Here is a 13,638-nt window from a genome sequence, read left to right on the forward strand (position 1 = left end):
CCCATTGCGACGGTCGGACAGGCGGCGCACTCTAGAAGATGGACGACTCCAGAGGAATGGGGCACCAGGAGGATGGCGCTATGAAATACGACGTGATTTCGGCGGATGGGCATATCGACCTGATCTGGCTGCCGCCGGATCTCTTCACCAGCAACGCCCCCGCCTCGATGAAGGACCGCATGCCGCATGTGGTCGACGGTCCCAAGGGGCCGGAATGGGTCAGCGCCAAGGGCGCGAAGTTCGGCCTTGTGAACGGCATGGGTTCGGCCGGCCGCGAATATGTGCCGGGCATCATCCATCGCTCCGATCGCATGGCCTCGACCGGCCTCTATAGCGACGGCAAGAAGGGCATTCGCCGCCTGACCGAAGTTGATCATCGCCTGAAGGACCAGGATCGCGACGGCGTGCAGGCCGAGGTGCTGTACGGCGTCCTGGGATCGAGCGGCCGCCTGAACGATCCGGAAGCCGCCATCGAGATGCTGCGCATCTACAACGACTGGCTCCACGATTTCTGCAAGGCCGCGCCCGACCGTCTGGTCGGCCTGGCCAACATCCCCAACTACGACATGGAAGAGTCGGTCACCGAGGCGATGCGCTGCGCCAAGCGCGGCGTGAAGGGCCTCGACATCGCCAACCGTCCCGACATGACGCCGCTCTGGGATCCGTTCTGGGAGCCGCTGTGGAAGTTCGGTCACGAGACCGGCATTCCCCTTCACTTCCATACGATCGGTGGTCGCTCGCCCGACGTCACCAAGTTCACGCCCGAGGTGCAGCGCCGCATCTTCGCCGTGCACATCACAGGCTTCCAGATGCACATGAGCACGATGCTGATGGGCCTGATCTACTCCGGCGCCCCGGCGCGCTATCCCAACCTCAAGATCGTGATCGGCGAGGCCGGCCTCGGCTGGATCCCCTATGTGCTGCAGCACATGGACCTCGAATGGGAGGACCAGTTCCAGGACCTCGACCTCAAGATGAAGCCGTCGGAATACTGGCACCGGCAATTCTATGCGACCTACCAGACCGATCCGGTCGGCATCGAGCTGCTGCGCCATCTCGGCGAGGACAATGTCATGTGGGGCTCGGACTATCCCCACCCCGACGGCATCTGGCCGGACAGCCAGGAGTTCCTGTCCAAGGAACTCACCGAGGTCACGCCCGCGATCAAGCAGAAGATCACGCGCGACAATGCGATGAAGCTCTACGGGCTCGGCGCCTAGGCGCCGCATGACCGCCGAGCGCCTGTCACCAGAACGGCTGCTCGACTTCGCCACCGAGGTCTATGCCTCGGCGGGGATGCCGGAAGCCGATGCCCGCATCGTCGCGGACACGCTGGTGCAGGCCGATCTCTGGGGACACCAGTCTCACGGCGTGCTGCGGCTGCCCTGGTATCTCGCGCGTCTGAAGGCCGGAGTCTGTGCGCCGGTCGCAAAACCGACATTCGCTGTCGACGCCAAGGCCGTTGCGGTGATCGATGGCGGCGACGCGATGGGCCAGGTGCTGAACGTGTTCGCCATGCGCGAGGCGGTGCGGCGGGCGCGCGACTTCGGCATCGCCGCCGTCGCCTTGCGCAACTCCAACCATTTCGGCACGGCGCTCTACTACACGCTGATCGCCGCGCGCGAAGGCTGCGTCGCCTTCCTGTCGACCAACGCCAGCCCGGCGATGGCGCCATGGGGCGGCCGCAAGAAGACGGTCGGTACCAATCCCTGGTCGTGGGCGGCGCCGGCCGGCCGCTTGGCGCCGATGGTGCTCGACATCGCCAATACCGGCGTGGCGCGCGGCAAGATCTACCTCGCCAAGCAGCGCGGCGAGACGATTCCCGAAGGCTGGGCGATTGATGCCGAAGGCGCGCCGACCATCGACGCAGCGGCCGCGATCGACGGCATCATCCTGCCGATGGCGGGCCACAAGGGCTATGCGATCGCCGCCACCATGGACATGCTGTCGGGCGTGCTGACCGGCAGTGCCTTCGGCACCGGCGTCGCCGGTCCTTACCAGACCGAACGCAAGAGCGGCGCCGGCCAGCTCATGATCGTGCTCGACATCGCGGCGTTCCAACCGCTGGCATCGTTCAACGCGCGTATGGAAGAGATGATCGGCGAGTTGAAAGCCGTGCCGCTGGCACAGGGTCACCAGGAAGTCTTCTATCCCGGCGAGATCGAGGCGCGTAACGAGGCGGCCAATCGCCGGGACGGGCTATCGCTGCCCCAGGATACGCTGGCCGATCTCGAGAAGGTCGCGCGCGAGAGCGGATTGAAGGCGCCGTTCTGAGCGACATGAGCCCGACGCTGCGCCTGCCCTTCCTGATCGTCTTCGCGATGCTGGCCTTTGCCGGCAACTCCTTGCTCTGCCGCGTGGCCTTGCGCGACACCTCGATCGACGCCGCGAGCTTCACTTCGATCCGACTGGCCTCCGGCGCGCTCATCCTCTGGATCCTGCTGCGCTCGCGCCGCCGGCAACCCTTGGCGGCTGGAAGCTGGCCGATGGCTGCCATGCTGTTCGCCTACGCGGTCTGCTTCTCCTTCGCCTATCGCGACCTCACGGCCGCGACCGGCGCGCTGCTGCTGTTCGGCGCGGTGCAGCTCACCATGACCGGCTACGGCCTGTTCAAAGGCGAGCGGCTGGGCGGGTTGCGGCTGGTCGGCGTGCTGGTCGCGGTCGCGGGCCTCGTCTGGCTCCTGCTGCCCGGCCTCTCGGCGCCGCCAGCTTTTGCAGCAGGCCTCATGCTGGTGTCCGGCATCGCCTGGGGCGTTTATTCGCTGCTGGGCCGCGGAGCCGGCGATCCGACCGCCGCGACGGGCGGCAACTTCATCCGCGCCGTGCCTTTTGCCGCCGTCCTCAGTCTGGCTGCAGCGACGCAGTCCAGTCCCGACCAAACGGGCCTGATCTACGCCGTACTCTCGGGCGCCGTGACCTCGGGCCTGGGCTATGTCCTGTGGTACGCCGCGCTTCCGGCGCTTTCCGCCACCTCGGCGGCGACAATACAGCTTTGCGTCCCGGCCATTGCCGCGCTGGGGGGCGTGGTGCTACTCGCCGAGCCCATCACCGCGCGGCTGCTGCTGGCGTCGGCGGCCATCCTGGGCGGCATCGCGCTCACCATCGCCAAGAAGAAGTGAAAGCTAGGGGAAATATGTTCGAGGTTGCCGATCGTCTGAAGAACGTGAAGGTGTCGGCCTCGGCCGCCATGACCCGCAAGGTGCGCGACCTGCGTGCGCAGGGCGTGAAGATCGTGGGCCTCTCCTCGGGCGAACCCGACTTTCCCACCCCGGCGCACGCGATCGAAGCCGCGCACCAGGCGGCGCTGGCCGGCGAGACCAAGTATCCGCCGCAGGACGGCATCAGGCCGCTCAAGGAAGCGATCCAGCGCAAATTCAAGCGCGACAACAATCTCGACTATGCGCTGGACGAGATCATGGTCTCCAACGGCAGTAAGCAGATCATGTACGATGCGCTGATGGCCAGCGTGAACCCGGGCGACGAGGTGATCATCCCGGCGCCGGGCTGGATTTCCTATGCCGACCAGGCCGTCATCGCCGGCGCGAAGCCGGTGCCGGTGTCGTGTCCGGAGAACAACCAGTTCAAGCTGCGCGCCGCCGATCTCGACGAGGTCATCACGGCCAAGACCAAGTGGGTGGTGCTGAATTTCCCCAACAATCCGACGGGCGCGGTCTGCTCGCCGGCCGAGATGCGCCAGATCTGCGACGTGCTGCTGAAGCATCCCCATGTGCTGGTGATGGCCGACGACGTCTACGAGCACCTGGTCTACGGCGACGCGAAGTTCAGCACCGTGGCCGAGGTCGAGCCGGCGCTGAAGGACCGCACCTTGACGGTCAACGGCGCCTCGAAGGCCTATGCCATGACCGGCTGGCGGGTCGGCTTCGCCGGCGGCCCGCGCGCGATGATCGCGGCCATGACCAACATGCAGGGCCAGATCGGCTCGGGCATCTCGACGATCGGACAGGCCGCCGCCGTCGCGGCCCTAAACGGGCCGCAAGAGCTGCTGAAGGAACGGGCCGCCGACTACCAGAAGCGTCGCGACGAGGTCGTCGGCATGCTGCGCGCCGCCAAGGGCCTGACCTGCCACATGCCCGAGGGCGCGTTCTACGTGTTCCCCAACGTCGCGGGCTGTATCGGCAAGACGACGAAGGGCGGGCGCAAGATCGCCAACGACACCGACTTCGTCACGGCACTGCTGGAAGAGAAGCATGTCGCCACGGTGCAGGGCGCGGCCTACGGCATGAGCCCCTACTTCCGCATCTCCTACGCCACCGACATGGCCAGCCTGCGCGAAGGCTGCAGCCGCATCCAGGAATTCTGCGCCGAGCTGCGGTAAAGCGACGGTATCTCATTGGAGCGCGCCACTAAAGGGCGGAGGTTACTCCGCCCTTTAGTGGCGCGCTCCGAGGAAAGACCCCGACTACAGCGCGTTGATTTCCCGGACCTTGTTGGCGAGGCCGAGCTTGCGGTTGCAGAGCGGCCAGTGCCAGGTCTCGCCCTGCTCGAACATCACCCACTCGGTGAGGGATGCAGCCTTCTCATAGTCCTGCGCCGCCTCGATCGCTTCCTGGGTCGTCAGGACCGTGCCGTCGCGACGCTGCTGGAAGGTGATGTAGGTGCGCACGGTATACTGGAAGCGGCCGTGATACGCGCCGCGCCCGGCGACGATGCGCTGCGCATGCGGGCCCCAGCTTCCGCTCTCGCAAACCGCCAGCGACTGCACGACCTCGTCCTTGCGCGACTTGACGAAGAGTTCATGCTCCGTCGGCCCCATCGGGGCCGCGGCTGTCTCTGCTGGCTTCTTGGCGCATCCTGGGCCGACGCAGAGCGTGGCGAGCAGGATCGACAGAGTGGCGGGGCGAGATACGATCACAACTCGTTATTGTTCACATGATCCACAGGCAGGGTAAACCCCAGCCGGCGCGGCGGCAGAGGGAACGCGTCGTGAACCAGACACGCCGGAAAGCCTTGCCCGCCAGCGATTGAGTGCCCTTCGGCAGCTCGCGCCCATCGGGAACCACATCGCCCTTCGTGTATCATTTGTAATTATTTCGCCTTAACGCAGGGACACTGACAAAGTCGGCGCGCGAAACTCCACGGGAGATCTTCGCGACCAACAGGAGCCGAGACGACGTGTCGACGACCCCTTCTCCCTCGCGCTGGACGATGCTCGCTCTGCTGTTCGCGGCCCGTGTCGGACTCGGTTTCCAGTTCCAGACCATGGGCTCGGTTGCCGATCCGGTGGCGGAAAAACTCCATCTCAGCTTCGCCGAGATCGGTACGCTGATCGGCCTGTTCATGATGCCGGGCCTCGTGCTCGCGATCCCCGCTGGCCTTGCCGGACGCTACGTCTCCGATCGCAAGCTCGTGGCCTCGGGCCTGCTCACCCTGGCCGTCGGTGGCGCCGTCGCGTCGCTCGCCGACGGGTTCGGCGTCCTGGCGCTGGGGCGGCTGCTGTGCGGCGTCGGCTTCGTGGTCACCTCGATCTATTTCACGAAGATGGTCGTCGACTGGTTCGCCGGCCGCGAACTGGCAACCGCCATGGCGATCCTCGTCATGAGCTGGCCGTTCGGCATAGCACTCGGCCAGATCGTCCACGGCCAGCTCGCGGTCTTTCATGGATGGCCGGCGCCGTTCATGGTCGCGGCGGTCTATTGTCTGGCCGCCGCGCTCCTCGTCTTCGTGGCCTATCGCCCGCCGCCGGTGCGCGACGGCGCCGCGCCGATCGTCCAGTCGTCGCGGCTCACCCGTCGCGAATGGACGCTGATCCTGCTCGCGTCGGCGGTCTGGGCATTCTTCAACGCGGCCTACGTCGTCTATCTGAGTTTTGCGCCGCGCATGCTGATCACCGCCGGCATCGGCCCCTTGCAGGCGGCTTCCATCATCAGCCTGGCAAGCTGGGTGATGATCTTCTCCGGCGCGCTGTGCGGACAGATCGCCGATCGCACCGGCCGCTCCGACCTCGTGCTCTACATATGCCTGGTCTGCGCGATGGCCTCGCTGGCCCTGCTGCCGAACACCGGATGGGCGGTGCCGCTCAGCCTCGCCTTCGGCCTGCTCGGCATGGCGCCCGCGGGCCTCATCGTCGCGCTCACGGGTGCCGCGATGGCGCCGAACAAGCGCGCCTTCGGTATGGGCGTCTACTCCGCCTTCTACTTCCTGGTGAGCGCGCCGGCTCCGGCAATCGCCGGCTGGCTGTTCGACAGGACCGGCGATGCCTTCGTGCCGATCCTGTTCGCCATCGCCCTGTTCGTGCTCACCGTCGTGGCGAACATGGCCTTCCGCATCGCCCAGCGCGCGACCGCGCCGGCATGATCAGGATTTGATCAACCCTTTGCGGGGTGCACCTTGATCCAGTGGCGCGCGATCTCCTCGCGCGTCGCCACCCAGACCTTGGGCTTCGACGCCACGTAATCGAGGAAGCGCGCCAGGGTCGCGGCGCGGCTCGGGCGGCCGGCGAGACGGCAATGCAGGCCGATCGACATCATCTTCGGCGTGCGGCTGCCCTCGGCATAAAGGACATCGAAGCTGTCCTTCATCGCCTGCAGCCAGCCGTCGCCCGCGGTGTAGCCCGGCGCCACGCCGAACTTCATGTCGTTCACTTCGAGCGTGTAGGGAATGATCAAATGCGGCTCGGAACCGACCTTCACCCAGTAAGGCAGGTCGTCGGAATAGGAATCGCTCGAATAGAGGAAGCCGCCATGCTTGAGGACGGCTTCGAGCGTGTGCATGCCGAAGCGGCCGGTGTACCAGCCGACCGGGGCCTTGCCGGCAGTCTGCTCGATCACCTTCACCGTCTTCCGCATATGGTCGAGCTCCTGCTCGAGCGTGAAATCCTTGTAGTTGATCCAGCGCCAGCCATGGCTCGCCACCTCGTGGCCGGCCTCGGCCATCGCCTTGCCGGCGGCGGGATTGAGCTCCAGCGCACGTCCCACCGCCCACGACGTGAAGCGCATGTTGCGCTCCTGGAAGAGCCGCAGGATGCGCCAGAAGCCGGCGCGGCTGCCATATTCGTACATCGACTCGGTCGAGAGATCGCGGCCGCCCACGATCGGCGTGCCGCCCGGCGTCTCGGTCAGGAAGACCTCGGAGGCGGGATCGCCGTTCAGGATCGTATTCTCCCCGCCCTCCTCGTAATTCAGCACGAAGCTCACCGCGATGCGGGCGTCGCCCGGCCACTGCGCGTCCGGCGGATTGGGGCCGTAGCCGATCAGGTTGCGGTCGAGATGATTGTGCATGAGGTCCCCGGAAACACAGACGTCGAATGGGCGGGCGATTGAAGCCCGACTATGGCGCGGCTATAGCTCGCGCGACAAGCTTGTGGAGGCGAGATGGGCGCGGCCGAAGCGATCAGGGAAGAGCGTCTGTGGCGACGACACGCCGACATGGCGAAGCTGGGCGGCACGCCGAAGGGCGGCGTCAACCGGCAGGCGCTGTCGGCCGAGGACGCGGCGGCGCGCAACCTGCTGGGCTCCTGGGCCAAGGCCCGCGGCTTCTCGATCTCGACCGACGCGATCGGCAATCTCTTCGTGCGCCGCGAGGGTTCCGACCCGAAGGCGCTGCCGGTGATGAGCGGCTCGCATATGGACAGCCAGCCGACCGGCGGCCGTTTCGATGGCATGTACGGCGTGCTCGCCGCCTTCGAGGCGCTTGAAGCCTTGGAAGACGCCGGCGTGAAGACGCGCCGTCCCGTCGTGGCGGTCGCCTGGACCAACGAGGAAGGCTCGCGCTTCCAGCCCGGCGCCATGGGCTCGGCCGTGTTCGCGGGCCACAACGACCTCGACGAGATGCTCCAGGTGAAGGACTGGAAGGGCGTCGTGCTGAAGGACGCGCTCGCCGAGACGCTGGAGGCCGCACCGGCGCCGATGCGCGACGGCAAGCCCGGCTTCCCGCTCGCTGGTTATGTCGAGGCCCATATCGAGCAGGGGCCGCGGCTGGAGAACGCGACGACCACCATCGGCGTCGTGACCGCCATCCAGGGCAGCCGCCGCTACATCGTCACGACGCACGGCGAGGAAGCCCATGCCGGCACGACGCCGCGCGCCGCCCGCAAGGATGCGTTCGCCGCCGCCCTTCGCATCGCGCAGGCGATGTACGAGGCGACGACCGATGCCGACGACATGCTGCGCTTCACCATCGGCAGGGTCGACGTGGCGCCGGGCTCACCCAACACGGTGCCGGGCCGCACGACCTTCACCATCGACATGCGCCATCCCGACGATGCCGTGCTGGAGGCGCATGAGCAGAAGCTGAAGGAGATCGTCGCTTCGAAGGCCGCGCCCTGCACCAGTGGCATCGAGCGAGTGACGGCCGTGCCGCCGACCAACTTCGATCCGATGGTGATCGACCTGGTGCGCGCCAAGACCAATGCGCTCAGGCTCTCCAACATGGACATGCCCTCGGGTGCCGGCCACGACGCCATGCACATCGCCCGCCTCTGCCCCACCGGCATGATCTTCGTTCCCTGCGAGCGCGGCATCAGCCACAACGAGATCGAGAACGCCACCCCACAGGACCTCGCCGCCGGCGCCCGCGTCCTGGTCGAAGTGCTGGCCGAACTGGCCAATCGTTGATTCGTGTCATCCCGAGCGCAGCGAGGGATCCTTACCGATCAGCAAGGATCCCTCGCTGCGCTCGGGATGACACAATTGCTTGAATAAGGATTTCGAATTCATGTCGAAGAAGATGCAGTCCGAACTCGTCTCGATCCTGTCCGACCTGATCGCGCTGCCGAGCCCCTACCCGCCCGGCACCTCGGTCGAGATCTGCGCCTATACGGCCAAGCGCCTGAAGAAGGCCGGCTACAAGGTCGAGATCGCGACCCACAAGAAAGGCGTCGACAATGTCGTCGCCCGCATGAAGGGCAAGGCGAAAGGACCCGTGATCGCCTTCAACGCCCATGTCGACACGGTGGGCGTCGGCGAGCGTTCGAACTGGAAGAGCGATCCCTACAAGGCGCTGGTCAAGGGCGGCCTCGTCTACGGGCTGGGCGCCGGCAACTGCAAGGGCAGCATAGCGGTGCAGATATGGATCGCCGAGGAGATCGCGCGGCGCGGCGGCCCGGCGTCGGGCGAGCTGATCTTCACCTTCGTGGCCGACGAGGAGAATCTCGGGCCCGAGGGCATGGAGTATCTCCGCAAGAGCGGCAAGGTGAGGCCCGACGCGCTGATCCTGGGCGCGCAGACCGAGAACAACCTGATCGTGGCCGAGCGCGGCGTCATGTGGGCGCGCCTCACCACCAAGGGCCGCGCCGCGCATGCCGGCAATCCGGCAGCCGGCGACAACGCCATCCTGCGCATGATGCGCCTCGTGGGTGCGCTCAGCTCCTATTACGACAAGGCGCTGGCGACGCGCGTCTCGGGCGCGATGAAATCGACGGTGAACATCGGCATGTTCCATGGCGGCCACAACACCAACGTCGTGCCCTCGGCCTGCACCGTCGAGATCGACCGCCGCCTGCTCCCGAATGAAAAGGTGAAGGACGCGTTCAAGGAGCTGAAGAAGGTGGTCGATGGCGTCGGCGAGCCGAAGGCGATGTACGGCGTGGAGTTCCTGACCGGCACCAACGGCTTCTTCGCGCCCGAGAACGGCGCAGCCGTCGGCGCCTTCGAGGCCGCGGTGAAGGCCCATAGCCGCCGCAAGGTGAAGTTCCTCAACGCCACCGGCGTCAGCGACGGCCGCTACTATGCCGACGACGGCATCGAAATCATCAACTTTGGTCCCGGCTCCGGCGCGCAAGGCCATGCCGCCAACGAGAGCGTGCCGATCGCCGAGATGGTTGATGCCGCGCACATCCAGCTCGATGTGGTGAAGCGCCTGCTGGGCTAGAGGTAGCCGCCGGCCTTCAGGCTCTCGACGACTTGGTCCACGAAGCGCGGGATGCTCTTGGAGCGTGCGTGGTAATCGAATCGTTCGAGGGGCGTCCGGTTGGCTCCGCGGTAGAGCACGCCGCGCACCAGGAACGACATTCCGATGACGGTGCTGCCCTGGCTTGCCGTACGACCTTCGCCCACGTCGATCTCGAGCCTGTACGTCGGATTGAACCTCTCGATGATGCCTTTCTGGTCGCCACTCCGGTCGACCTCCAGCTTTGTCGATCGGCCGGTTTCGACGGCAACGCCGTAGGGCGCCAATGCGCTCTCGAATCTTGCGGCAATGCCCGCACCATCAAGTCTTTCGTCATTCGGCGTCAGCCACAGCAACAACCGCTGCATCTTCACCGGTGGCGATGAGGCCGGCCGAGGTTCATGGACGAACGCCGTGTCCGTTGACACGCACGCGGCCAACCCACTTGCGGCGCCGGTTGCCGTTAGAAGAAACAGCCGGCGCGACAAGACGGATTGCAGCGGGTTCAAATCAGCCCGTCCTTTCGCAGCGTCGCCGTCAGGCCGTCGACATAGCGATCCGCCGCCTCCGGACGCTTCGACGGTGTGCCAACAACCCGCCAGAAGTCCGGCAATGAAGTCGAACCGCGCCAGATGCGCTTTCCCGCCGTGCTGTCATAGAGGTCTGCATCGATGTCGTAATCCTGGACGTATGCGCCACGCCACCGCGCGTGGCTTGTATGCAGCAGGAGTACCTGGCTGGCCTGGAAGCGCGTATTGATGTCCGTAATAAAGGCCATGGGACTGTCTCCCGGAAATTTATCGCCATCGACGACTTCGACGGTAATCCCGAGCGGTGTCCATTTCGCTTCGAAGGCCTGTCTCAGTTCAGAAGGCTGGAGAAGCGATTCATACTGGGCTGGCGTCAGCCGCGTGGTACGGAGCCGAACGCCGATCAGCACCCGGCTTAGTTTCTGACCCGATACGGCTGTCGCATTCGATTGCGTGACGACTTTCTGTTCGGACGTGCACGCGCCAAGCGTCACACCGAGCGCCAACAGGGCCTTGGCGACGTCCCATACTTTTCATTGCGTTGATCTCTCCCCCAAGAACGCCACCGTAGCAGGAATCTTTTCGTCCGTGCTACCGAAGATTGTGCATCGGAGGACGCTGACGGGTCCGAATGCGGCCAGACACGTACGGCGCTCGACAGTAAGTGTGTAAATGAAAACCCAACCCGGAGAGTCGTCTCGATGCCGAACCCAGCCGCCCGCAAGACCTTTGGAACCGTCACGCCTGAAGCGCGTGCCGGGATGACCGGACTCGAATTCGTGCAAGGCCTGGCCGACGGCACGCTGCCGCTCAACACGATTGCTGAGACCCTGGGCTATGACGTGGTCGAGGCCGCGAGCGGCCGCGTCGTCGTTGCGATCGTGCCGACCGATAAGCATCTCAATCCGTCGGGCACGGTCCATGGCGGGCTGGCGGCGACGTTGCTCGACAGTTGCATGGGCCTCGCGATCCAGACGACACTGGCGAAGGGGCTCGCGCAGACGACGGTAGAGTTCAAGATCTCGCTGATGCGGCCGATCACACCGGAGACCGGGCTGATCCGCGCCGAGGGACTCGTGCTGAATGCCGGGCGCCGCGTCGGCACCGCAGAGGAAAGGATCGCGGACCGGCTTGGACGCCTGTTGGCGCATGGCACCACTACCTGTCTCATCTTTGCACCCTGACCCGGCGCATGGCACCTTGGCGGCAGGGAGAAAACAACCATGCCGTTCTACGAAAAAGGTGACGTCCGCATTCACTATGAAGAGGTGGGCTCGGGCCTGCCGCTGCTGATCATTCCGGGTGGCGGCCTCAACTCGACCATCGCCGGCCTCGACCGGACGCATCCGTTCAGCGCGATGAAGGAGTTCAGCAACAGGTTCCGCTGCATCTGCGCCGACCTGCGCAACGCCAATGGCGGCCAGTCGACCGGCCCGCTCGACATTGAGCGCACCTGGGACGCCTTCACCGACGACCATATCGGCCTGATGGACCATCTCGGCGCCAAACAGTTCATGGTGCTGGGCTACTGCATCGGCCAGCCGCTGATCTGGAACCTGATCAAGCGGGTGGGCGACCGCGTCGTCGCCGCCGTGCTAACGCAGCCTTCGGGCTTCCGCCCCGAACTGCCGAACCAGTTCTACGACAACAACATGAAGGGCTGGGGTCCCGACTTCGCAGCGAAGCGGCCTGAGTACACGATGGACCAGGTGAGCCAGTTCCTCACCAACATGTACACGAAGAAGGCCGACTTCGTGTTCACCGTGCCGCGCGACTTCGTGAAGAACTGCAAGACGCCGATCCTGGTCGCGCCCGACGACAGCCCGCCGCACCCCTACAAGGTCGCGATGGAAGTGGCGATGCTGTCGCCCAATTCACAGGTCACGCTCTACCCGTGGAAGGACACGCCGGAGCGCGTTCCGCTGGCGGTGCGCCACATCAGGATGTTCCTTGAGGCGCACCGGCCGTAGGCCGGTCGCGCTACACCGCGCGCGAGACTCCCGGTAGGCGACGCAGCAGGCTCGAGCCGAGCCAGCTCAGGCTGAAGCCCAGGCTCATCACAAGGACGCCCTTGGCCAGCGGGCCGAGCGGCGTCCACAGCAGGAGCAACTGGAGCCACAGCACGATCGGCCAATGCACGAGGTAGATGCCATAGGCGTTGGCGCAGAGGCTGTTGCCCATCGGGCCTGACTGGCTGGAGAAGCGGACCGCGAGCGCCAGGAGGCCGAGCGCCGTGATGGTCGAGAACAACACCAGCATCACGCCATCGACCCACGACGGCACCTGCCGACCGTCCAGCGCGAAGAAGGCGGCCGTCGCGACGATGGCGAGCATCGGCCAGCGAATCCACTGCCGCTCGAAGGCCCGCGCGAGGCGCTCCGGGCCGATGAATGCACCCGCGGCGAACGACAGGAAATAGAGGCCGACACGGCTCGTCTGGATGCCGAAGGGTCCGGCCGTCAGCCAGTGCGGCTTGCCGAAGGCCAGATGGAACGGCAGGTACGCCGCCGCGCTGGCCACGATGAACAGCATCAGCCACGCGCCGGCCGGCATGCGATCCAACGCCTGACCGAAGCGCCGCGCGAACTGCCAGACGCGATCCTGCGCCAGCAGCATCGCCAGAACGGCATCGAACACCAGCAGCGCGCCCACGAACCAGAGCGGCCCGCTCGGCCACGGCCCGACCGTGACCATGCGCGCCCAGAACGCGGCGAAACTGTCGCCGCCCCCGCTCAGCAGATAGGCGGCGTAATAGGACAGCGGCACGATCGTCACGATGCCGACGAGGAGCGGCACGCCCAGCCGCAGGGCGCGGTCGATCAGATACTGGCGCAGGCCCTTTCGTGCGAGCGAGGGACGCACGAACAGGCCCGACAGCAGGAACATCAGCGGCATGAAGAAGCCGTTGGTCCAGGTGACAATGGCGTTGAAGCCGGACCACTGCGCCATGTCGACGACCGGCGCGCTGCCGTTGGTGTAGGAACCGGCCGACACCGCCTGAGCGCCGACCATGTAGCCCAGCGCGACATGCTGCAGCACGACCAGTGCGATCACGAAGACACGCAGATGATCGAACGCGGGAAAGCGCGCGGCTGGTTGCGCGATGCGGACCAGCGGTACCTGATAGAGGGCTCGATATCGGTTGTGGGAACGGGCGGACGCATCGGTGGACGCAACGGCGACGGACTTCACGAGCAATACCCGGTTGATCTCGGACCGGCCTACAACGGCAGTGCCGACAGATGCGTTGCACGTTCCCTTA

General features: G+C 65.8%; 14 protein-coding genes. 9 read left to right on the forward strand and 5 right to left on the reverse strand.

Annotation, left to right across the window (positions count from 1 at the left end):
• Positions 1–80: 80 nt before the first annotated feature.
• The 4 genes from AC1ROX_RS20730 to AC1ROX_RS20745 are packed head-to-tail and all read left to right on the forward strand — an operon-like array spanning position 81 to position 4,336.
• Positions 81–1,220, forward strand: coding sequence for an amidohydrolase family protein (locus AC1ROX_RS20730; protein WP_493128625.1), 1,140 nt, complete (start codon positions 81–83; stop codon positions 1,218–1,220).
• 7 nt (positions 1,221–1,227) lie between these two features.
• The gene (locus tag AC1ROX_RS20735) at positions 1,228–2,274 is read left to right on the forward strand and encodes an Ldh family oxidoreductase (RefSeq protein ID WP_493128627.1); all 1,047 of its coding nucleotides are present in this window, start codon (positions 1,228–1,230) and stop codon (positions 2,272–2,274) included.
• Positions 2,275–2,279: 5 nt separating this feature from the next.
• Complete coding sequence (locus tag AC1ROX_RS20740) at positions 2,280–3,119, forward strand: DMT family transporter (RefSeq protein WP_493128629.1); 840 nt, start codon at positions 2,280–2,282, stop codon at positions 3,117–3,119.
• A gap of 14 nt (positions 3,120–3,133) precedes the next feature.
• The gene (locus AC1ROX_RS20745) at positions 3,134–4,336 is read left to right on the forward strand and encodes a pyridoxal phosphate-dependent aminotransferase (protein WP_493128632.1); all 1,203 of its coding nucleotides are present in this window, start codon (positions 3,134–3,136) and stop codon (positions 4,334–4,336) included.
• Positions 4,337–4,420: 84 nt separating this feature from the next.
• Here the strand turns inward: AC1ROX_RS20745 and AC1ROX_RS20750 are convergent, their stop codons facing one another.
• The gene (locus AC1ROX_RS20750; protein ID WP_493128634.1) at positions 4,421–4,873 is read right to left on the reverse strand and encodes a hypothetical protein; all 453 of its coding nucleotides are present in this window, start codon (positions 4,871–4,873) and stop codon (positions 4,421–4,423) included.
• A gap of 260 nt (positions 4,874–5,133) precedes the next feature.
• Here AC1ROX_RS20750 and AC1ROX_RS20755 point away from each other — a divergent pair, with 260 nt between their 5' ends.
• On the forward strand, positions 5,134–6,315 hold the full coding sequence (locus AC1ROX_RS20755; protein WP_493128636.1) for an MFS transporter: 1,182 nt from the start codon (positions 5,134–5,136) through the stop codon (positions 6,313–6,315).
• Positions 6,316–6,326: 11 nt separating this feature from the next.
• Here AC1ROX_RS20755 and puuE read toward each other — a convergent pair whose 3' ends face one another.
• Positions 6,327–7,238, reverse strand: a complete 912-nt coding sequence (gene puuE / locus AC1ROX_RS20760) for an allantoinase PuuE (protein WP_493128639.1) — start codon at positions 7,236–7,238, stop codon at positions 6,327–6,329.
• Positions 7,239–7,331: 93 nt separating this feature from the next.
• On the opposite strand from puuE, the gene AC1ROX_RS20765 reads away from it, so the two are divergent.
• Both AC1ROX_RS20765 and AC1ROX_RS20770 read left to right on the forward strand, forming a co-directional pair.
• Positions 7,332–8,573: a Zn-dependent hydrolase gene (locus AC1ROX_RS20765; RefSeq protein ID WP_493128641.1), complete on the forward strand. Its 1,242-nt coding sequence runs from the start codon at positions 7,332–7,334 to the stop codon at positions 8,571–8,573.
• 100 nt (positions 8,574–8,673) lie between these two features.
• The gene (locus AC1ROX_RS20770; RefSeq protein ID WP_493128643.1) at positions 8,674–9,828 is read left to right on the forward strand and encodes a M20 family metallopeptidase; all 1,155 of its coding nucleotides are present in this window, start codon (positions 8,674–8,676) and stop codon (positions 9,826–9,828) included.
• Here AC1ROX_RS20770 and AC1ROX_RS20775 read toward each other — a convergent pair.
• Both AC1ROX_RS20775 and AC1ROX_RS20780 read right to left on the reverse strand, forming a co-directional pair.
• Complete coding sequence (locus AC1ROX_RS20775; protein WP_493128645.1) at positions 9,825–10,355, reverse strand: hypothetical protein; 531 nt, start codon at positions 10,353–10,355, stop codon at positions 9,825–9,827. The genes AC1ROX_RS20770 and AC1ROX_RS20775 overlap by 4 nt on opposite strands.
• Positions 10,352–10,882: a hypothetical protein gene (locus AC1ROX_RS20780; RefSeq protein ID WP_493128646.1), complete on the reverse strand. Its 531-nt coding sequence runs from the start codon at positions 10,880–10,882 to the stop codon at positions 10,352–10,354. Before AC1ROX_RS20780 ends, AC1ROX_RS20775 begins: the two co-directional genes overlap by 4 nt.
• Before the next feature lie 195 nt (positions 10,883–11,077).
• On the opposite strand from AC1ROX_RS20780, the gene AC1ROX_RS20785 reads away from it, so the two are divergent.
• Positions 11,078–11,560, forward strand: a complete 483-nt coding sequence (locus tag AC1ROX_RS20785) for a PaaI family thioesterase (RefSeq protein WP_493128648.1) — start codon at positions 11,078–11,080, stop codon at positions 11,558–11,560.
• Between the two features lie 39 nt (positions 11,561–11,599).
• Positions 11,600–12,346, forward strand: a complete 747-nt coding sequence (locus AC1ROX_RS20790; RefSeq protein ID WP_493128650.1) for an alpha/beta fold hydrolase — start codon at positions 11,600–11,602, stop codon at positions 12,344–12,346.
• A gap of 10 nt (positions 12,347–12,356) precedes the next feature.
• On the opposite strand, the gene AC1ROX_RS20795 is transcribed toward AC1ROX_RS20790, so the two are convergent.
• Entirely contained in the window at positions 12,357–13,568 is a 1,212-nt protein-coding gene (locus tag AC1ROX_RS20795; protein ID WP_493128652.1) for an acyltransferase family protein, read from the reverse strand.
• Between the last annotated feature and the right edge of the window lie 70 nt (positions 13,569–13,638).

The organism is Reyranella sp. GW821-FHT14A01 (assembly GCF_058803965.1).

Coding starts and splice junctions, on each gene's coding strand:
- AC1ROX_RS20730 (WP_493128625.1), top strand. CDS start 81: ATGAAATACGACGTGATTTCGGCGGATGGGCATATCGACCTGATCTGG.
- AC1ROX_RS20735 (WP_493128627.1), top strand. CDS start 1,228: ATGACCGCCGAGCGCCTGTCACCAGAACGGCTGCTCGACTTCGCCACC.
- AC1ROX_RS20740 (WP_493128629.1), top strand. CDS start 2,280: ATGAGCCCGACGCTGCGCCTGCCCTTCCTGATCGTCTTCGCGATGCTG.
- AC1ROX_RS20745 (WP_493128632.1), top strand. CDS start 3,134: ATGTTCGAGGTTGCCGATCGTCTGAAGAACGTGAAGGTGTCGGCCTCG.
- puuE (WP_493128639.1), bottom strand. CDS start 7,238: ATGCACAATCATCTCGACCGCAACCTGATCGGCTACGGCCCCAATCCG.
- AC1ROX_RS20765 (WP_493128641.1), top strand. CDS start 7,332: ATGGGCGCGGCCGAAGCGATCAGGGAAGAGCGTCTGTGGCGACGACAC.
- AC1ROX_RS20770 (WP_493128643.1), top strand. CDS start 8,674: ATGTCGAAGAAGATGCAGTCCGAACTCGTCTCGATCCTGTCCGACCTG.
- AC1ROX_RS20785 (WP_493128648.1), top strand. CDS start 11,078: ATGCCGAACCCAGCCGCCCGCAAGACCTTTGGAACCGTCACGCCTGAA.
- AC1ROX_RS20790 (WP_493128650.1), top strand. CDS start 11,600: ATGCCGTTCTACGAAAAAGGTGACGTCCGCATTCACTATGAAGAGGTG.